General features: G+C 58.6%; 18 protein-coding genes. 12 read left to right on the forward strand and 6 right to left on the reverse strand.

What is annotated here, in order from left to right; translation table 11 throughout:
• From AC5FXY_RS18655 to pyrG, 3 genes are all read right to left on the reverse strand, one after another.
• Positions 1–1,211 (reverse strand): DUF6438 domain-containing protein (locus tag AC5FXY_RS18655; protein WP_493558229.1); only part of this gene is annotated, 1,211 nt, incomplete at its 3' end.
• Between the two features lie 137 nt (positions 1,212–1,348).
• Entirely contained in the window at positions 1,349–3,190 is a 1,842-nt protein-coding gene (gene yidC, locus AC5FXY_RS18660; RefSeq protein WP_493558230.1) for a membrane protein insertase YidC, read from the reverse strand.
• A 300-nt stretch (positions 3,191–3,490) separates the two neighbouring features.
• Entirely contained in the window at positions 3,491–5,149 is a 1,659-nt protein-coding gene (gene pyrG / locus AC5FXY_RS18665; RefSeq protein ID WP_493558231.1) for a CTP synthase, read from the reverse strand.
• Positions 5,150–5,307: 158 nt separating this feature from the next.
• Between pyrG and AC5FXY_RS18670 the strand changes: the two genes are divergently transcribed.
• The 9 genes from AC5FXY_RS18670 (at position 5,308) to lepB (ending at position 13,512) form a co-directional block, all read left to right on the forward strand.
• Positions 5,308–5,949 carry a SanA/YdcF family protein gene (locus AC5FXY_RS18670; RefSeq protein WP_493558232.1) on the forward strand — a complete coding sequence of 214 codons (642 nt, stop codon included), beginning with the start codon at positions 5,308–5,310 and terminating at the stop codon, positions 5,947–5,949.
• Positions 5,950–6,014: 65 nt separating this feature from the next.
• Positions 6,015–6,434, forward strand: a complete 420-nt coding sequence (locus AC5FXY_RS18675; RefSeq protein ID WP_493558233.1) for a DUF4259 domain-containing protein — start codon at positions 6,015–6,017, stop codon at positions 6,432–6,434.
• A gap of 190 nt (positions 6,435–6,624) precedes the next feature.
• Positions 6,625–7,440 carry a PhzF family phenazine biosynthesis protein gene (locus AC5FXY_RS18680; protein WP_493558234.1) on the forward strand — a complete coding sequence of 272 codons (816 nt, stop codon included), beginning with the start codon at positions 6,625–6,627 and terminating at the stop codon, positions 7,438–7,440.
• On the forward strand, positions 7,430–7,876 hold the full coding sequence (locus AC5FXY_RS18685) for a DinB family protein (protein ID WP_493558235.1): 447 nt from the start codon (positions 7,430–7,432) through the stop codon (positions 7,874–7,876). Before AC5FXY_RS18680 ends, AC5FXY_RS18685 begins: the two co-directional genes overlap by 11 nt.
• Before the next feature lie 86 nt (positions 7,877–7,962).
• Positions 7,963–9,312, forward strand: coding sequence for a D-alanyl-D-alanine carboxypeptidase/D-alanyl-D-alanine-endopeptidase (locus tag AC5FXY_RS18690; protein ID WP_493558236.1), 1,350 nt, complete (start codon positions 7,963–7,965; stop codon positions 9,310–9,312).
• 447 nt (positions 9,313–9,759) lie between these two features.
• Positions 9,760–10,707 carry a ParB/RepB/Spo0J family partition protein gene (locus AC5FXY_RS18695; RefSeq protein WP_493558237.1) on the forward strand — a complete coding sequence of 316 codons (948 nt, stop codon included), beginning with the start codon at positions 9,760–9,762 and terminating at the stop codon, positions 10,705–10,707.
• Between the two features lie 20 nt (positions 10,708–10,727).
• Positions 10,728–11,438, forward strand: coding sequence for a DUF5683 domain-containing protein (locus tag AC5FXY_RS18700; RefSeq protein ID WP_493558238.1), 711 nt, complete (start codon positions 10,728–10,730; stop codon positions 11,436–11,438).
• 4 nt (positions 11,439–11,442) lie between these two features.
• On the forward strand, positions 11,443–12,162 hold the full coding sequence (gene dapB, locus AC5FXY_RS18705) for a 4-hydroxy-tetrahydrodipicolinate reductase (RefSeq protein WP_493558239.1): 720 nt from the start codon (positions 11,443–11,445) through the stop codon (positions 12,160–12,162).
• Between the two features lie 192 nt (positions 12,163–12,354).
• Positions 12,355–13,512, forward strand: coding sequence for a signal peptidase I (gene lepB, locus AC5FXY_RS18710; protein ID WP_493558240.1), 1,158 nt, complete (start codon positions 12,355–12,357; stop codon positions 13,510–13,512).
• A 142-nt stretch (positions 13,513–13,654) separates the two neighbouring features.
• Here the strand turns inward: lepB and AC5FXY_RS18715 are convergent, their stop codons facing one another.
• On the reverse strand, positions 13,655–14,317 hold the full coding sequence (locus AC5FXY_RS18715) for a uracil-DNA glycosylase (RefSeq protein ID WP_493558241.1): 663 nt from the start codon (positions 14,315–14,317) through the stop codon (positions 13,655–13,657).
• Positions 14,318–14,448: 131 nt separating this feature from the next.
• On the opposite strand from AC5FXY_RS18715, the gene apaG reads away from it, so the two are divergent.
• Both apaG and AC5FXY_RS18725 read left to right on the forward strand, forming a co-directional pair.
• Positions 14,449–14,835: a Co2+/Mg2+ efflux facilitator ApaG/CorD gene (apaG, locus tag AC5FXY_RS18720; protein WP_493558242.1), complete on the forward strand. Its 387-nt coding sequence runs from the start codon at positions 14,449–14,451 to the stop codon at positions 14,833–14,835.
• 93 nt (positions 14,836–14,928) lie between these two features.
• The gene (locus AC5FXY_RS18725) at positions 14,929–15,732 is read left to right on the forward strand and encodes an O-methyltransferase (RefSeq protein WP_493558243.1); all 804 of its coding nucleotides are present in this window, start codon (positions 14,929–14,931) and stop codon (positions 15,730–15,732) included.
• Between the two features lie 119 nt (positions 15,733–15,851).
• Here the strand turns inward: AC5FXY_RS18725 and kdsA are convergent, their stop codons facing one another.
• A complete protein-coding gene (gene kdsA / locus AC5FXY_RS18730; RefSeq protein WP_493558244.1) occupies positions 15,852–16,676 on the reverse strand; it encodes a 3-deoxy-8-phosphooctulonate synthase in 825 nt (274 codons plus the stop codon).
• 68 nt (positions 16,677–16,744) lie between these two features.
• Positions 16,745–17,350: a methyltransferase domain-containing protein gene (locus tag AC5FXY_RS18735; RefSeq protein ID WP_493558245.1), complete on the reverse strand. Its 606-nt coding sequence runs from the start codon at positions 17,348–17,350 to the stop codon at positions 16,745–16,747.
• A 125-nt stretch (positions 17,351–17,475) separates the two neighbouring features.
• On the opposite strand from AC5FXY_RS18735, the gene AC5FXY_RS18740 reads away from it, so the two are divergent.
• Positions 17,476–18,423 (forward strand): DUF8428 domain-containing protein, encoded by a 948-nt coding sequence (locus tag AC5FXY_RS18740; protein WP_493558246.1) that lies wholly within the window; start codon positions 17,476–17,478, stop codon positions 18,421–18,423.
• Positions 18,424–18,498 lie beyond the last annotated feature (75 nt).

The raw sequence follows: 18,498 nt of genomic DNA on the forward strand, positions 1-18,498 counted from the left end.
TAGCGTTCAGCGCCGCCGGCGCCGCCGCTTATCGTATCTACCTCTTTACCGATGTAAGTCAGCAGGCTCATCAGCTCCACGGGGGCACCCTCTTCCACCTGCACCGTCTTGGCCGGGCGACCGGGCACGTTCACCGTCAAAAAGGTGGAAGGCATATCGGTGGCACCGCTCATATACTGATTATTCAGGTTGAAAAAGCCGCTTTCATAGACTTGGCTTAGCATGGATTTCACTACCGCCGCTGGCAAGTGCAGTTCGTGCGTGCCCATTTTCTGTACATGGTTGTAACCGATGTACTGCACCCGGCCATTGGCGTAGATGTTGGCATCGAAGTGCGGGCACGGACCCAGGCACGGCGTCTTGCGGAAAATGAGCACCGGCGCTGCTGATGATTGCCCTACGCTACCGGTTTCTACACCTGGACCCGGAGCTTGTACGTCTTCTACCCGTGGCCGCTTAGGCGGTGCCGTGGGCAGCAGCGGGCTCGATTGCGTCGGCTCAGCCGTCGGCGCTGGCGCTTCGTCAACGATGCGCCCGGGGCCGGAGGGGCTCGGCGCCGGCTTAGGCGGAGCCGTCGGCAGAATCACCGGCGAATCGGCCGGCTCGTCCGCTTTCACCGGCTGCGGCTGCTTAGGAGGGGCTGTAGGCAGCACTGAGGGCTTTACAGGGCGCTTGGGTGGGGCAGTAGGCAGAATCACCGGTGCATCGCCCGGTTGGTCAGTAGGCGTATGCTGACTCGGCTGAGCTGGCACTGGCCGCTTGGGCGGTGCTGTGGGCAATATCACAGGCGCATCGGGCTGCTCCCCAACGGTTGTGGGCTGGGCCGGCGTGCCCGGTGCTGGCTTCGGCGGCGCCGTTGGCAACAGCGGTGGCTGCGCGGGTTGAGACGGTGTACTTGGAGCCGGCTTAGGCGGAGCCGTAGGTAGTAATGGCGGCTGAGAGGGGCTGCTCGGGGCGGGTGTTGTCGGCCCGCTGCCCGGAGCTGGGGTCGTGCGCGGAGGGGGCGTACGTGGTGGCACCCGCGTAGGGCCGGTGGGAGCAGCCGGTCCAGCTACCACAGGGCCGGGGGACGGCGTAGGATAATCATAGTCGTAGCCCCCTTGCGTTGCAACGGGTGGTAGCGGACGCCGCCCACCCACGTAGTAATTGACGGTACAAGCCGGCAGCGTGCCGAGCAGCAAGAAGGCTAAAGGAAGTAAGGATGAGCGCATAGCAGTTGTTGAGAGAGGATGTGCTGGCTCGAATTCCAAAAAGCGGACCAACACTGCAAGTAGCTAATATTCGAACAGAAAAAAGCCTCCCGACCGTTGGTTGAGAGGCTTTTAAAATATTGACTATCAGGATAAAATTATTTTTTCTTGGTCTTCTGCTGTTTGCGGTCTTCTACTTCGCGCTCCTGCGCCTGTTTCATGGCATCCTGCAAGCGGGCCGCAAAGCCGGAAGGCTTCTTGTCCTTGTTTTTTTCCTTGTTGGCTTGCAACTGCGCATGAAGCTTGTCTTCGTCGACGAAGGTGCGGGTAATGGCCTGCTGCCCGAAGGTGACGATGTTCGAGACGAAGTAGTACCAAGTCAGACCAGCCGGGAAATCATTCAGCACAAAGAAGAAGATCAGCGGCATCAGGTAGCTGTAGAACTTCATCGGGCCTTGCATGGCGGCAGGGTTCATCTGGTTGCTCTGCCAGGTCATCAGCAGCGTCGAGATGGTCATCAGCAGGGTGAAAAGGCTGATGTGATTGCCGAGGAAGGGCACCTCAAACGGAAGGCGTATCGGGTCGTCGTAGGTGCTCAGGTCCTGCGCCCACAAGAATGCCTGCCCGCGTAGCTCAATGGCGTTAGGGAAGAACTGAAACAGTGCAAACAGCACGGGCAGCGTGGCCAGCATGGGCAAGCAGCCGCTCAGCGGGCTGGCACCAGTGCTCTGGTAGAGCTTCATGGTTTCCTGCTGAATAGCCATCTGGTCGTCGCCAAGCTTTTCCTTGATGGCGTCGATTTCGGGCTTCAGCACGCGCATCTTGGCCTGCGAGAGGTACGATTTGTACACCAGCGGCCAGAATGCCAGCTTAATAAGTACCACCAGAATTACGATAATGATACCGTAGTTGCTGATGTATTGCTCCAGAAAATTGAAGACCGGAATTACCAGGAAGCGGTTCACGTAGCGGAACACGCCCCAGCCCAGGTACACGTTGCGCTCAAAGTTGGGCGTTACTTTCTTCAGGATCGGGAAGGAGTTCGGCCCGAAGTAGTACTGGAAGCCCGCGCCCCTGGCCGTTTGCACATCGGCGGCCGGAATCTGCACGGTGCTCAGCAGCGTCTTCAGGAAGGTAGAATCCTCCAAGTTCACGTTGGAGTTGAACTTGCCGCTGGCAAACTGCTTGTCGGCAATCAGACCCGCCGTGAAGAAGTCGTGCTTGTGGCCGAGCCACTTCACGGGGCCGGGGGCCGTCTGTTCCTCGGGGCTTTCGCTAGCTTCCGTAATGGAACCCAGGTCGTCCTCGGCTAGGTAGTAGTTAATAGTCGAGTGGTTGCGGTTCTGCTTGGCGCTCTGCTCGGTCTGGCGCACGCGGTCCAGCCAGGTATACGTCAGCGGATCAGCCGTCACGAGACCAGCCAGGCCCTGAAACTTCAGGTTGTAGCCCATCTGGTAGCTGTTGTTGTACAGTGTGTACGTCTGTACAATCTGCTGCCCCGGTGCTACTTCGGCCACGAACTGCACCTGCTGGCCCTGCTTCTCCCCTTCCGTCACCGGCTGCACCGGCGAAGGGCGGAAGTTCAGGCTAGACAGCTTAATGCGGCGCCCGTCGGTCATGGGCACTTCCAGATCGATGTTGCCGCTCTGCTTATCCATCAGGTACAGCGGCTGACCGAAGAAGGTCTTTTCCTCGTTCAGGCGCACCACCTGCGGACGGCCGCCACGCGAAGTCAGCGACACGGTGATTTTTTCGTTGCGCAGCTCTACAGTCTGCGTTTCGCCCTGGGCCGCGGCAGCGAAAGCGCCGAGCGTCCGTACCATGGTGGCAGAGTCGAGTTGGGCGGCAACCGTCGTAGCGGTATCCGGACGGGCCGCCGCTGCAGCGGCCGGCTTGGCTTGCTCCTGAGCTTGCTCCTCCTTCTTCGGCTGGAAGAAGAACAGATACACCAGCAGCAGGGCCGAAATGAGCATTAGGCCCGTGGCCTGATTCTTATCCATGAATGGATTAGGTATTGGGTAAAAGGCAGTTAGCGCCAGGCCTTAGCCCAGCACCACCAAAAGGAGCCGCAAAAGTACGTGGCAATCAGCGAACTGATTACAACCACGGGTGTTGCTGCTTGGGTTCCGCCCGCTCACAACAACCGGGCGCAGCGGGCAGGGTGTGCCAAAATGGCCGAAGAACAACGTAGCGCGGACTTCAGTCCGCGTCCTGCAGATATAATTCTTAGCCGCTGAACACGACAAAATTATTCTCTGTGGACGCGGACTGAAGTCCGCGCTATTGCTGTCTGGACCGGCTTAGGCTACCGCTACTTGCTGCTTGTGGTGCTGAATGGCGGCCCGCACAAACCGCACAAACAGCGGATGTGGATTCTGGACCGTGCTCTTCAGCTCGGGGTGAAACTGCCCAGCCACAAACCACGGATGGTCTCGCAGCTCAATCATTTCTACCAGCCCGGTATCGGGGTTGATGCCCGAGGCAATCATGCCCGCGGCCTCAAATTGCTTCAAGAATTCGTTATTGAACTCGTAGCGGTGGCGGTGGCGCTCCTCAATATGGTTGCGCCCATAGGCTTTGGCCGCTTTGGAGCCTTTGCGCAGCTCGCAGGCGTAAGCGCCAAGGCGCATGGTACCGCCCTTCTGGGTGATGTTCTTCTGCTCGGCCATCAGCCCGATAACCGGGTGCGGCGTTTGGGGGTCCATTTCCGTAGAGTTGGCGCCCTGCAGTCCCAGTACGTTGCGCGCAAACTCCACCACGGCGCACTGCATGCCCAGGCAAATGCCGAAGAACGGAATGCCTTCTTCCCGCACGTACCGGATAGCCGCTAGCTTGCCTTCAAAGCCCCGTTCGCCGAAGCCCGGCGCTACCAGCACACCATCCACACCCTGCAGCATCTGGCCCACGTTTTCAGCCGAAATGTGCTCCGATTGAATCATGCGCACCGTCACCTTGCACTCGTTGTGCGCTCCGGCGTGCACGAAGGCTTCCAGGATGGACTTGTAGGCATCGGGCAGCTCCACGTATTTGCCCACCAGCGCCACGGTGACTTCCTCGGTCGGGTTCTTGAGGTGGCCCAAAAACTCCTTCCACGCCTCCAGATCGGGCTCGGGCAGGCTGCCGGTCAGCTTCATCTTCTTAATGACGCGCTCATCCAGCTTCTCCTTGCGCATGAGCAGCGGCACGGAGTAAATGGAGTCGGCGTCGAGCGCCTCGATAACCGAGTTGATCTGCACGTTGCAGAACAAGGCAATCTTCTTGCGCATCTCCGTCGGGATGGGGTGCTCCGAGCGGCACACCAGAATATCGGGCTGCAAGCCGGCCTCGCGCAGGTCGCGCACCGAGTGCTGGGTGGGCTTGGTCTTGAGCTCCTTGGCAGCAGCCAAGTACGGCAGCAGCGTGAGGTGAATCACCAGGGAATCGTGGGGCGGCAGCTCCCAGCGCAGCTGGCGCACGGCCTCCACGAAGGGCAAGGACTCAATGTCGCCGATGCAGCCGCCGATTTCGGTGATGACCACGTCGAACTCGTCGCTTTGGCCCAGCAGCAGCATGCGCCGCTTGATTTCGTCGGTGATGTGGGGCACCACCTGCACCGTCTTGCCGAGGTAAGCGCCTTCGCGCTCCTTCCGTATGACGGCATCGTAGATGCGGCCGGTGGTCACGTTGTTGGCCTGCGAGGTGGGCACGTTCAGGAACCGCTCGTAGTGGCCGAGGTCGAGGTCGGTTTCGGCGCCGTCGTCGGTCACGTAGCACTCCCCGTGTTCGTAGGGGTTGAGCGTGCCCGGATCGATGTTGATGTAGGGGTCGAACTTCTGGATGGTGACCCGGAAGCCGCGGGCTTGCAACAGCTTGGCCAGGGAGGCCGAGATGATGCCTTTGCCCAGCGAGGAGGTAACTCCACCTGTTACAAAAATGTACTTGGCCGTCGCAGCCGGGGGGGTGAGGTGTCGGTCTGGCATAACGGGAAACAAAGGTACGGGAAAGACTTGGGGTTCCTTTGTCTTTACCGCTGTCGTCAAGATTTTCAATTTTCCACCCACCGCCTCAGCTGCCGTTTACTACTCGCCGCTATCTTTCGCTGATCTAGACATGAGCATCCATCTATCCTCCAATCAGCATGCGCCGAAAGATTACTATCCTACTTGTTGGGTCGGCATTACCCGCTCTGGCGGCCGTGGCCATCTATTTCTGCAATAAGGTCATCGACCAGCAAGCCCAAGGCCGGCTGTACTCGCAGGTTGCAACCACTCCTTATCACCGCGTTGGCCTGTTGCTTGGTACCGGCAAGTACCTGCCAAGCGGCAAACCTAACCCTTACTACCACTACCGCATCGAGGCAGCGCTTGATCTGCTGCGCGCCGATAAAATCAAGTACCTAGTCGTCAGCGGCGACAACGGCCGTCACGGCTACAACGAGCCGGTGCAGATGAAGCACGATTTGGTTGACGCCGGCATCGATTCGACGCGCATTTTCCTGGATTATGCCGGCTTCCGCACCTTGGACTCGGTGGTGCGCTTGAAAAAAGTGTTTGGGCAGGATTCGGCCACCATCATTTCGCAGCCCTTCCACAACGAGCGGGCCCTGTACCTAGCCGCACACGAAGGCATTACGGCCGTGGGCTTCAACGCCCGCGACGTGGACCGCGTGGCCGGGCTGCGGGTGCAGGCCCGGGAAAAGCTGGCGCGGGTGAAGCTGTTCGTCGATTACCTGATCAGCCGGGAGCCGAAGTATCTGGGGCCGCGAGTGATGATACCATAAGTCAACACCCGTCAGCCGGTTCGCTAACGGTCTTCTTTACTTTTCCTTTCTAAACCATTGATATTATGGGAGCCTGGGGCCACGGATATTTTGAGGATGATACTGCGCTTGACTTCATGGCCGAAGTCGAAGAATCCGATAATCCTGAAGAGGTGCTTACCGACGCGTTTGACCGCGCAATTGACGCCGACTACCTCGAAACAGATGAGGGCAACGCCGTTATTGTGGCGGCAGCGTACGTCGATCGGCAGGTCAACGGAACCACGTTTTCGGCGCCCGATGACGAAGAACCGCTGGACGTGGATACGTTTCCGGTCCGGTACCCCGAGGTCCGATTGGCCGGCTTACGCCCTAAAGCAGTACGGGCGCTCAAGAAAGTCTTGGGCGAAGATTCTGAGCTCAATGAGCTTTGGGCCGAGAACGAAGACCACTACCCAGCTTGGCAGCAAGGCGTGAAACAGCTGGTTAAGCGGCTGCAGTCTTAAGTAGTCGCGCATAAATAAGCGCACTCAAAAGAACGTTATGCTGAGCTTGTCGAAGCATCTCTACCGCTTCATTGAGGTTAGTACACGGTAGAGATGCTTCGACAAGCTCAGCATGACGCCAAGAAGCTACGGGTTACTTTTAACTGACCACTTACTACGCCCTTAGCCCTACCAACGTCCTCTTCGAAGCATGAAATCCTACTTCGTCGACTCCTTTACCACCACGCGGTTTGCAGGTAACCCCGCAGCCGTGTGCTTGCCCGAGCACGAGTTGAGCCCGGCGACCATGCAGCACGTCGCAGCCGAAATCGGGTTTTCCGAAACGGCTTTCGTCCGGCCCACGGCAACGGGTGCCGGCTACCACATTCGGTTTTTCACGCCCAAACAGGAAATTCCGCTGTGCGGGCACGCCACCCTGGCAGCCGCCAAAGTCACGTTCGACACCACTGGCCAGCAGCGCGTGGTGTTCATCAACCAAGCCGGCGTGGAGCTGCTGTGCGAGCAGGTGGAGGGCAGCATCCGCATGCGCTTTCCGGTGTACGAAACCGAGGAAATCAGCGTGCCCCCAGCCGTGCTACAGGCCCTGGGACTGGCGGAGTGCCTGAATACCCGCTACAGTCCGCGCAACAAAATCATCCTTATCGAAATCGGCAGCGCGCAGGTGCTGGCCGCTTTACAACCGGATTTTGCGGCCCTGCTGCACTCCTACAGCGGCATCAACGGCGTGCTGGTAACGGCCCGCGCCGACACGCCCGCCTACGATTTCCACTACCGGTACTTCTGGCCCTGGGCTGGGACCAACGAAGACCCCGTCACGGGTGGGGTGCAAACCTTTCTGACCAAATACTGGGCCGACCGACTGCAGCAGCGGCAGCTACGGGCGTTTCAGTCTTCGGCCCGCACCGGGCACATGCGCACCGAGCTACTGCCCGACGGCGTGTGCATTTACGGGGAGGCCGTAACGGTATTGGCGGGCACTTTCTACCTGGATTCGCATGAGCACTGAGACTTTAGTGGCCCTGTTTCGCCGGGACTTGGCGCGACTGCGCCAGGAAATCGAATTGTACAGCCGCGAGGAAAACCTGTGGCTCACGGAAGGCGCCATTGCCAATTCGGCCGGCAACCTGTGCCTGCATCTGCTGGGCAACCTGAACACTTACATCGGCAAGGAGCTTGGCCACAGCGGCTACGTGCGCAACCGGGAGCTGGAGTTTTCCCAGCGCCACGTGCCCCGCCAGGACCTACTGCGCCGCATCGACGAGACCACCGAGGTCGTAAGTTCTGCGCTGACGGCCCTGCCGGCAGCTGTTTTGCATAAGGAGTACCCCGTACTGGTCTTCGAGCACAAAACGTCGACCGAGTACCTGCTGACGCACTTGGCAACGCACCTCACCTACCATCTCGGCCAAATCAACTATCACCGCCGCCTGCTCGACCGGTAAAGGCGGGCCCATCGGCGAGCTGGCCAGCAGCTTAAGCTGCTTACCGCTAGCTAAAGTCACCGCGTCTGCCGTAGCTTAGGCGTCTCATGCGCCGATTGCTGCTTCCTGCCGCCCTATTTGCTTGCTTTGCGTTTGTTGCTACGGCCCAACACCGACCGCCACTCGCCAAGCCTCCCCTCCCTGCTACCCCGTCCGATTGGCTTGTGCGCGAGCTGGACCATTCGCCTATTCTGCGCCAGCACCACGCCGGTTTTCAGCTGACCGATGTGAATACCGGCCAAACCCTGGCCAGCTGGCACGCCGAGAAGTACTTCGTACCGGCCAGCACCCACAAGTTGCTCACGCTCTACACGGCCCTGCGTATCCTGCCCGATTCGGTGCCGGCCCTGCGCTACGTGGTGCGCGGCGATTCGCTCATATTCCGCGGCACCGGCGACCCTACGTTCCTGCACGGCGACGTGCCCAGCACCCGCGCCTACGAGCTGCTGCAGCGCTGGCCGGGTCGCCTGTTTTACGCCGAAACGCCCCTGGCCGACGCCAAATACGGCCCCGGCTGGAGCTGGGACGATTTTCCTTACTACTTCCAGCCCGAGCGTGGCGCTTTTCCCATTTATGGCCACACGGTGCGCGTGTACCAGCGCCAACCGGGTCAGGCGAGCGTAGCCGTAAGGCCCAGCATCTTTCAGCCCGATGTGCAGGCCGCTCCGCCCGGCGCCACCAGCTCCGACCACCTGCTGCGCGAGCCAGAGGCCAACCGCTTCACCTGGTTTCCGAGTCCGCGGGCCTGGGTGGATGAAGTGCCGTTTCGGACCAGCCAGCCCTTGCTACTAACGCTGCTGCGCGATACTCTAAAGCGCGACGTGCAGCCCGTGCGCTGGCAGCTGCGCTCCGGCGAAACAGTTCGCACGTACTACAGCAACAATGTTGACTCCTTGCTGCGGCGCACTATACGGGTAAGCGACAACCTGCTGGCCGAGCAAACCCTGCTGCTGTGCTCCGCTTATCTTGGCCACGATACCCTGAGCATCGACCGCGTCATCCGGCACGCGCGGCGGCAGTGGTTGCGTGACTTGCCCGATTCTGTAGCTTGGGTAGATGGCTCAGGCCTGTCGCGCCAAAACCTGACTACCCCCCGCAACCAAGTAGCGCTGTTACTTAAGCTGCACGGCTTGGTACCTCAGCCCCGCCTGTTTGACTTGCTGGCTGCCGGCGGCCGCCAAGGCACGCTGCGGCGCGTGTACCGTGACCCCAAGGGCTTGTGGCTCTGGGGCAAAACCGGCACGCTTACCAACAACCATAATCTGTGCGGCTACCTGCGCACCCGCTCGGGACACTTGCTGGCGTTTAGTTTCATGAATAACAACCACTTGGCTGAAACCAGCACTGTGCGCCGCGAAATGGAACGCGTACTGACGTTGGTGCGCGAGCGGCTATAGTCCGTATCAGAGCAAATCAACAATTAGCCAATTGAACAATCCTGCCGAAGCAGGACAGTTACCTTATACCTATACCCACCCGAATTCGAGCAGCAGGAATGCCCCAAACTAGAGTAGAGCGGCCTTCACCTAAACAGCATTGGAGTTGCTTCGCTAGAGCTCATGTTTGATTGGCGCTGCAACTTCTGTCTGCATAGCGCTGCTACGTGGGTGTAAGTAGTGCTTTGCCAGGCTAATGCTGACTGCAGAAGCCAGAGCCGCAGCGACCTGACTTTAGCTCCTATCAGACGAAACAAAAAATTGTTCCACGCATAACCATCAGTTTATCAACACTCTTCTTCGCTCTTAACAAAATGTTCCACAACTTATGTGACTTCTTTACGCCGCCTTTCTGCTATTTTTGAATTCCTGGCGGCTGCTATCTGGTCGCCGATCCTCAGAGTGAGTATGTCAGAGAAGCACGAAGAGAAAACCACCCCAACGCCGCTGGCTAAGCGCCGCGTAGGTGGCCTGGGTCGCGGGTTGAATGCCCTCATCGAGGGTAGCTACGAAAAGAAGAGCGAACGGCTGGTGCCGCACCCGGTCAATTCGGTGGGGTTCATTCCCACGGATCAGATCGAGGCTAACCCTTTCCAGCCCCGTACGCACTTCGATCAGGACGCCCTGCAGGAGCTGGCCGAAAGCATCCGGGTACAAGGCATCATTCAGCCCATCACGGTACGCCAGATGGGCCCGGCCGCTTACCAGCTGATTTCGGGGGAGCGACGCCTGCAGGCGTCGCGCATCGCAGGGTTGGAAACGATTCCGGCTTACATCCGGAAAGCCGATGACCAGCAGATGCTGGAAATGGCGCTGATCGAGAACATCCAGCGCGAAAACCTCAATGCCATCGAAATTGCTCTCTCCTACCAGCGCCTGGTGAGTGAGTGCAATCTGAAGCAGGAAGAGCTTGGCGACCGGGTGGGCAAAAACCGCTCGACCGTGACCAACTACCTGCGCCTGCTGAAGCTGCCGCCGGCTATTCAGATCGGCCTGCGCGACAACGTTATCAGCATGGGCCACGCCCGCGCCTTATTGAGCGTCGAGGATGCGCAGTATCAGCTGAATTTGTTTGAGCGCATCGTGACCGAGGAAATGTCGGTGCGCCGCGTGGAGCAACTGGTGCGCCAGGGTGTGCCTGCCACCCCGGCGGCCAAGACGCCGGCTGGCCAACCCACGGAGGAAGCGCAACTATTGCCGGTAGCGGAGATAAAGCGCGCAGAACGTTATTTGTCCGACCGCTTCGGTTCGCGCGTTCAAGTGAAACCCACTGCACAGGGCCGGGGCGAAATCCGCATCAACTTCGACTCGGCTGAAGACATGCACCGCATCATCAGCATACTACAGCCGTCCTAACCGCGTTCGGGGTAGCAGCTATGAGCAACCCACTATCCTTCCGATTTCCCGTGGCCCCATTGCTGTTGGCAGTGGGGCTGCTTTTTCTGAGCGTCACCGCGCAGGCCCAGGCCGTGACGACTAGCCCTGATTCGGTACGGGTGCAGCCCGGTCCTTCCGTGCCCGACTCGGTGCGGCGCAACGTGAAGCTGCTGGGCCTGCGCATGTCGCGGCCGACGAAGGCCGTCTTGCTGGGGGCTGTGTTGCCCGGCGCCGGACAGGTGTACAACCGCAAGTACTGGAAGCTTCCGCTCGTGTACGGGGCGCTGGGCGGCACCATCTACGGCGAACTATTTTATCTGAAACGCTACCGCGAATTCCGCGACGGCTACTTCGCCCGCCAAGCACGCCGGGGGGGGCAAACTGGTCCTTCCACCATCGATACCGGCCCGCTATCCGGCAATCCGCAACTCTATCCGCAGGATGCCAATGGCGATGCAAACCAAGAGCAGGCGCTGGATTTCTACCGTAAGAACCGCGACCAGTTCATTGCTTACATTGGCTTGGCCTACGGCCTGCAGCTGTTGGATGCACTGGTAGATGCTCACTTACACGACTTTGACGTGAGCGACAATCTTAGTCTGCGCTGGGACCCTATAATGGTGCCTACCTTGGGTGGCCCAGCAGCCGGCGCGGCCCTTACCTTTACGCTGCGGTCGAAGCCAGCTCAGGCCTTACCGCATCGCTTTTGACTCTATGAAAATTCTGTTGATCGGCTACGGCAAAATGGGCCGGGCCATAGAAGCGCAGGCCATAAGCCGCGGCCACCAGGTTGTCGGCATCGTGGACCCCTCGCGCCCGGAAGTGCAGATTAGTCAGTTCAGCCCGCAGGAAGCCGACGTGGCCATTGAGTTTACTCATCCCGACGCGGCGTTTAATAACGTCATGGCCTGCCTGCGGCAGGGCTTGCCGGTGGTGTGCGGCTCCACGGGCTGGCTGCACCGCTTTCCGGAGGCCAAGGCGTTGGTGCAGGAAAAGAACGGCTCCATGTTTTACGCTTCCAACTACAGCGTAGGCGTAAACCTGTTTTTCCACTTCAATGAGTACGTGGCGGCCAAAATGCACCAATTCGGCGGCTACGACGTGCAGGTGCGCGAGATTCACCACGTGCACAAGGTGGACCAACCCAGCGGCACGGCCCTGACCGTGGCGGAAGGGATTATGCGTCACTACCCCGAAAAGAAAAGATGGCGCAACGACCCAGCCCAGTCGCCGGAGGAGTTGGCCATTATTTCCGAGCGCTTGTCTGAGACGGTGGGCACGCACGTGGTTACCTATTCGTCGCCGGTCGATGCCCTTGAGCTAAAGCACGAAGCGTATTCCCGCGAAGGTTTCGCGCACGGTGCCGTCTTGGCGGCCGAGTGGCTTCCCAGCCGTCAGGGTGTGTTTGGCATGAAAGACTTGCTGGGCCTGTAATTTTTACTTGACTGCTCGATAGATAAGGAACGCGTTTCGGCGCGTTCTTTTTGTATAGGACGTACGGCCCCTGCCTTGCTCGATTAGCTTTTGCCAAACAGTAGCGCGAATCGACGCGGAAAATCGGATATTCAGCCGCACAAATTTTCTTAACTGACACCCTTAGGCGGTTTAGCCGCTTTGTTGTTTTCAATGGCAGTTACTTTCTGGAAGAAAAAGCCGGCCGAGCAGCCGACGAAGCCCAAAGGATTCTGGCGCGAGTGGGGCGACGCCATTCTGTTTGCGGTAGTGGCCGCCACGCTTATTCGCTGGGCTACTTTCGAGGCGTACACCATTCCCACGCCGTCGATGGAAAACTCGTTGCTCGTGGGCGACTACCTGTTCGTGAGCAAGCTGCACTACGGGCCGCGCACGCCCCAAACGCCGCTGCAGGTGCCCCTGACGCACCAAACCTGGTGGGGCACCACCGCCAAAAGCTATTCCGACCTGATTCAGTTGCCTTCCTACCGCTTGCCGGGCTTCTCAGAAATAAAAGCCGGTGACGTGGTGGTATTCAATGTGCCGTTTGAGGATCAACACCCGGCCGACCTGCGCACCAATTACATCAAGCGTTGTGTAGCCGTAGCCGGCGATATGCTCGAAATCCGCAATCAGGAGGTATTTCTGAACGGAAAGGCAGTGCCGACGCCGCCACAGTCGCAGACGCGTTACTACCTGCAGGTGGAAGAGCCCATCCGCCCGAAAGTGTTCCAGGACAACGCCGTGGTGGACTACAACTCGCCCGACGGCACACCGCAGATGGGCTACCTGCCTACTGGCCCAGCCTACATGGCCGATATGACGGCCACCACCGCTGCATTCTTTAAGGAGCAGCCCTTCATCAAAAACCTGGTGCAGGAAAAGTCAGAAGCCGGTCAGGCCGAGTTGGAAGTATTCCCCAACAATCCCGACTACCCCCATACCACCCCGACGCAGGTGGTCAACTGGAACCGCGACAACTACGGTCCGCTGCCAGTGCCGAAGAAGGGTCAGACCGTGCAACTCACCGCGCAAAACATTCCGATCTACCAGAAGATCATTCAGCGCTACGAGCACAACGAAGGCATCACAGTAGCCAACGGCCAGATTCTGCAGAACGGTCAGCCGCTGACGAGCTACACCTTCAAGCAGAACTACTACTTTATGATGGGCGACAACCGCCACGACTCCCTCGACTCGCGCTACTGGGGTTTTGTACCCGAAGACCACATCGTGGGCAAGGCCGTGCTGATCTGGATGTCGGTGGACCCGTTTGCCAGCAGCATAGGCGGCAAAATTCGCTGGAGCCGCCTCTTCAACACCATCAAGTAAATACCGTTTCACCGGCCATTTTAGGCCCTGCAGTGGTGCCACAACCTCAAAGTTGTGGCACCACTTTTTTTTAAGTTGTCTAACGCCACAGTAGAAACCTACTAGCGGCTGCCATCTGCGCCAAGCTCCCTTCAAGTGGCGGCTACCACTGAATTGGTTTCAGGCCTTGCTCTTGCAGGTAAGCGTTGGTTTTGCTGAAAGGCTTGGAGCCGAAAAAGCCCTTGTCAGCCGCGTAGGGCGAAGGATGCGCAGCTTTCAACACCAAATGCTTCCGGCCATCGATGAGCTCGGCTTTTTTCTGGGCGTAGGCACCCCAAAGAATAAATACCACGTGCTCTTTTTGCTCCGATACCTTCTGAATGACGGCATCGGTAAATTCTTCCCAACCTTTTTTCTGGTGCGAGCCGGGCGTGGCGGCGCGTACGGTGAGCGTGGCATTCAGCAGCAGTACACCTTGCTCAGCCCAGCGGTCCAGGTTCCCGTTGTCCGGGCGAGGCACGCCCAAGTCGCTTTCCAGCTCTTTGAAGATATTGATAAGCGAAGGCGGTGACCGAACGCCGAATTGGACCGAAAACGCCAAGCCGTGTGCCTGCCCACGCCCGTGATAAGGGTCCTGACCCAGAATAACGACTTTGACTTGATCGAATGGGCAGGCGTCGAAAGCGTGAAAAATCTGGTTGCCAGCGGGGTAGATCGTCTGGGTATTGTACTCAGACTTAACAAATTGAATAAGCTCCTGAAAGTAGGGCTTTTCGAACTCGGGCTGCAGCACCTTGCGCCAGCTTTCTTCTATCTTTACCGTCATGCCTTCAGCGGGGTAAACGTATATTTAGTGGGAGCCAAACGTAGCCCCGATGCGTACGTAAACCAAATCCGAAAGGCTACTGTTAGCACCTTTCAGACCCCCTCACCTATTGCCTCTGCGAGGCTCGCGCCATGAACTCAACAACCACCCAGGGCGTCACGGTCAGCGTATCGACCAGCTACCTGTCCGAATACTCCAGCCCTAACCAGGAACATTTCGTTTTTGCCTATAAAATCGACATTCGCAACCACAGCGAATACACCGTAAAGCTGCTGCGCCGCCACTGGCACATTTACGACGCCAATGGCGTGGTACGTGAGGTGGAAGGCGAAGGCGTGGTGGGCCAGCAGCCCACCCTGGAGCCCGGCGACGCACACCAGTACGTATCGGGTTGCAACCTGAAAACCGGCATCGGCAAGATGCGCGGCACTTACCTAATGGAACGAGTGGCTGACGGCCGTACCTTTGAGGTCGAGATTCCCGAGTTTACCCTTGTGGTGCCGTTCCGATTGAATTAAATAGCTAAATGGCTGCCAAGGTCAAATGGCTGGTTGTTCGGAATCGAACGATCAGCCATTTCTCTTTTCCGGCCCTTCGACAATTCCTGCCCCTTGTTCTGCCAAGCACTCCGCTACTTCCGCTACTGGCTTCGTTCGGGGAATGCGCACGGGCTGCATTCCCCGTTTGTTTTTTCGCTTTACCTTGATGTCATCTGCCACACCGGTGACTACGCACCCTTTGAGGCCATAGAAGACCGCCGGGCCGCATTGCGGGAGGACGACCGGCGCCTGCGAATAACAGACTATGGCGCCGGCTCCCAGACGGGCGCGGGCAGCGAGCGGCTGGTACGGGCGGTGGCTCGTTCGGCGGCCAAGCCACGGCGGCTGGCGCAGCTGTTGTTTCGTCTCGTCAATTACTTGCAGCCGGCCACGGTGCTGGAGCTGGGCACTTCGTTAGGTCTTACCACGGCTTATCTGGCCGCAGCGCGCTCCACCACCTACGTGCTTACGTTCGAAGGTTGCCCCGAAACGGCGACTATTGCGCAGGAAACCTTTGCCGAACTTCAGCTGCAGAATATCGAGCTGATTCAGGGCAATTTTGACCACACCTTGCCGGCTACCCTCGCGAAGCTCGACCGCCCGCTGGACTTTGCCTTTTTCGATGGCAACCACCGCTATGAGCCTACCCTGCGCTACTTCGAGCAGTGCCTCCCCCACCGCACCGAAAATTCGGTCTTCGTCTTTGACGACATCCATTGGTCGGGGGAAATGGAACAGGCCTGGAAAGCCATCAAAGCGCACCCTGAAGTGAGGCTAACGGTGGACCTGTTCTTTATCGGGCTGGTGTTTTTTCGTCGCAACGCCCCAAAGCAGCATTTCACGTTGCGTATTGAAGGGCGTGGGCTGGGTGTATAATTACTCTACTAGTATATAGCCCCTGTCATCCTGACGTAGGAAGGACCTTACCACGGTAGTAAGGTCCTTCCTGCGTCAGGATGACTTATTAGATGCTAACTTCTCTGTTGCATCAAGCTTTACCGCACGGCCTCGCGCACGCGCGTCAAGCGTTCCAGCAAAGCCTCTAGTCGGTCGAGCTGCAGCATATTGGCGCCGTCGGATTTGGCGGTGGCTGGTGTCGGGTGCGTTTCGATGAACAGGCCATCGGCGCCGACGGCAATGGCGGCGCTGGCAATAGTCTGGATCATTTCGGGCTTGCCGCCAGTCACACCGCTGCTTTGGTTGGGCTGCTGCAAAGAGTGCGTCACGTCCATCACTACCGGCACACCGAAGCGCTTCATAGCCGGGATGTTCAAGAAATCTACCACCAGATCGGTGTAACCGAAGGAGTTGCCGCGGTCGGTGAGGATGACGTGCGGGTTGCCGGACTGTTTTACCTTATCGACGGCAAAGCCCATGGCATCGCCCGACAGGAACTGGCCTTTCTTGATGTTCACGACTTTGCCCGTTTCGGCCGCGGCTACCAGCAGCTCGGTCTGGCGGCACAGGAAGGCCGGAATTTGCAGCACATCCACGAACTCGGCCGCCATGGCCGCCTCCTGCGACTCGTGAATGTCCGTCACGGTGGGCACCCCGATTTCGCGGCCTACCTTCTGCAGAATGCGCAGGGCCGTTTCGTCGCCGATGCCGGTAAAGGAATCGATGCGGGAGCGGTTGGCTTTGCGGTACGAGCCCTTGAAGATATACGGAATCTGCAGCCGGTCGCAGAGGGTACGTACCTGCTCGGCAATGCGCAGGGCCATGTCTTCGCCTTCGATGACGCAGGGGCCAGCCATCAGGAAGAATTGACCCGAATTGGCATGCGCAAGATTGGGAAGGGCGGCAGTGAGGGATTGAATCATATGAGGGGCGCGGACACGTGTCCGCCAATCAGTAGAACAGAAGTCAGCTTCGCTGCTTTCAGCCGGCGCTAGGCGTTGACCTTGCGCTGCAAACAGATAAACAGCTCGCGGCCCTGCCGGGGCTTTATAGAATTATGAGCGGTTTCGAAGTGCACGAAGTCGAAGTAAGGCTCGAAGTAGCCGCGGTATTCGTCGCGGGTGCCGCCAAAGGGCGGCTCGTAGCCGGGACCCACCGGGCCCTCAAACAGCAAGCCCACCAGCTTACCACCCGGCCGCAGCAGCTGAGCGCATTGCCGGGCATAGTCGGAGCGGAGCTGCGGATCGAGGGCGCAAAAAAACGTTTGCTCCACGATAAGGTCGAACGGCCCTTCTAATGCGAAGAAATCAGCAAGCAACAAATGCGCCGCAGGGAAGTCCGGTACCCGCGCCTGCAAGGCTTCCAAAGCCTCCGGGGCAATGTCGGCCACGTATACCGCGGGCCAGCCCTGCTGGTGCAGGTACTCAGCCTCATACGCGCGGCCGGCGCCCGGAATCAGGATGCGCCGGGCATCGGGCGGGCCTAGTTGCTGGAAGTACGCGCGTAAGGGCTCGGTGATGGAGCCGGTGTCCCATTGGTCGCGCCCGTTGGCGTAGCGGGCGCTCCAATAAGCGGCATCAAAAGCAGGCTGAACCATACAATGAGCGGCTTCGTAGCTGGGCAGTAAAGTTGCCCGGCTGCAATATCCGTGTATTTTTGGCGTAAAGGTAACGCTGCGACCGTGCACGGGCCGGTCCGCTATCAATCACTTTTTCCCCTTTTATGGAACAAGAGCAAGCTCCCGAACGCCGTAATAATAATCGCGTCCTTCTCATTGTCGCGCTATTTCTCGTGCTGCTGGGCATCAATGGGATTCTCTTCTACATGAACCAGCAGAAGAGCAAGCAAAACGAGCAACTCGCCGCGGATATCAAAGTCAAGGATACCAAGCTGGAGGAGCAAATTAAGCAGTACGAAACCCTGCGGGCGGATTTTGAGCGCCAGAGCCAGGAACTGCAGTCCATGGGACAGGCCAACGATTCGCTCGAAGCCCGCATTGCTTCCATCAACGCCGACTTGCTGAAGCTGCGCTCGTTCCGTGCCGGCTCGTTTTCCCTGGCCGATCAGAAGCGCTACCAGCAACGCGCCCAGAACTTTGAGCGCCAGCTGCGGCAGAAAGACGAAGAAATTGCGCAGTTGAAGCAAGACAACGAGATGCTCTTTACTGAGACGCAAACGCTGAAGCAACGCCAGAACCGCCTTACCGACACCATCGGCACCATTGCCCGCACCAATCAGGAGCTGAGTGAAAAGGTGGCCCTAGCGTCCATCCTGCAGGCCGAAAACATCCGCATCGGCGTCATCAACCGGCGCAACAAGGAAAAAGACGACGACGACAACGAGTTCAAAGCCAAGCGCGTGGAGAAAATCAAGGTAACCTTCAACCTGGCCCGCAACGACGTAGCGCCGAAGGAAACCAAACAAATCATGATGCGCTTGCTGGAGCCCGATGGCTCGGCGCTGTATAACCTAAGCACGGGCGGCGGCACTTTTCTCATCGATGGCAACGAGGCCTTTTACACGGCCAAGCAGGAAATCGTGTACGACAACACCCGCCAACCGGTGCAGTTCGTGTACGCCAAAGGCACCGAATACAAGATCGGCCCGCACACGGTGGAACTCTACGCCGATGGCAACTTGATTGGCAAAACCACCTTCACGCTTAAATAAGCGTTTCTTGACAGCAGCGCCCCGCCGCTGAGCCAGCCTCACACGGCCAAACACAACAAAGAGCCCCGCAGGATT

It is taken from the genome of Hymenobacter sp. FMD4, from assembly GCF_058932745.1.

What these genes read in the sequence shown, in the direction of transcription:
- AC5FXY_RS18695 (WP_493558237.1), top strand. Translation starts at nt 9,760, where the DNA reads ATGTCAGAGAAGCACGAAGAGAAAACCACCCCAACGCCGCTGGCTAAG.
- dapB (WP_493558239.1), top strand. Translation starts at nt 11,443, where the DNA reads ATGAAAATTCTGTTGATCGGCTACGGCAAAATGGGCCGGGCCATAGAA.
- AC5FXY_RS18690 (WP_493558236.1), top strand. Translation starts at nt 7,963, where the DNA reads ATGCGCCGATTGCTGCTTCCTGCCGCCCTATTTGCTTGCTTTGCGTTT.
- kdsA (WP_493558244.1), bottom strand. Translation starts at nt 16,676, where the DNA reads ATGATTCAATCCCTCACTGCCGCCCTTCCCAATCTTGCGCATGCCAAT.
- lepB (WP_493558240.1), top strand. Translation starts at nt 12,355, where the DNA reads ATGGCAGTTACTTTCTGGAAGAAAAAGCCGGCCGAGCAGCCGACGAAG.
- AC5FXY_RS18675 (WP_493558233.1), top strand. Translation starts at nt 6,015, where the DNA reads ATGGGAGCCTGGGGCCACGGATATTTTGAGGATGATACTGCGCTTGAC.
- AC5FXY_RS18740 (WP_493558246.1), top strand. Translation starts at nt 17,476, where the DNA reads ATGGAACAAGAGCAAGCTCCCGAACGCCGTAATAATAATCGCGTCCTT.
- AC5FXY_RS18700 (WP_493558238.1), top strand. Translation starts at nt 10,728, where the DNA reads ATGAGCAACCCACTATCCTTCCGATTTCCCGTGGCCCCATTGCTGTTG.
- apaG (WP_493558242.1), top strand. Translation starts at nt 14,449, where the DNA reads ATGAACTCAACAACCACCCAGGGCGTCACGGTCAGCGTATCGACCAGC.
- AC5FXY_RS18680 (WP_493558234.1), top strand. Translation starts at nt 6,625, where the DNA reads ATGAAATCCTACTTCGTCGACTCCTTTACCACCACGCGGTTTGCAGGT.
- pyrG (WP_493558231.1), bottom strand. Translation starts at nt 5,149, where the DNA reads ATGCCAGACCGACACCTCACCCCCCCGGCTGCGACGGCCAAGTACATT.
- AC5FXY_RS18670 (WP_493558232.1), top strand. Translation starts at nt 5,308, where the DNA reads ATGCGCCGAAAGATTACTATCCTACTTGTTGGGTCGGCATTACCCGCT.
- yidC (WP_493558230.1), bottom strand. Translation starts at nt 3,190, where the DNA reads ATGGATAAGAATCAGGCCACGGGCCTAATGCTCATTTCGGCCCTGCTG.
- AC5FXY_RS18735 (WP_493558245.1), bottom strand. Translation starts at nt 17,350, where the DNA reads ATGGTTCAGCCTGCTTTTGATGCCGCTTATTGGAGCGCCCGCTACGCC.
- AC5FXY_RS18685 (WP_493558235.1), top strand. Translation starts at nt 7,430, where the DNA reads ATGAGCACTGAGACTTTAGTGGCCCTGTTTCGCCGGGACTTGGCGCGA.
- AC5FXY_RS18715 (WP_493558241.1), bottom strand. Translation starts at nt 14,317, where the DNA reads ATGACGGTAAAGATAGAAGAAAGCTGGCGCAAGGTGCTGCAGCCCGAG.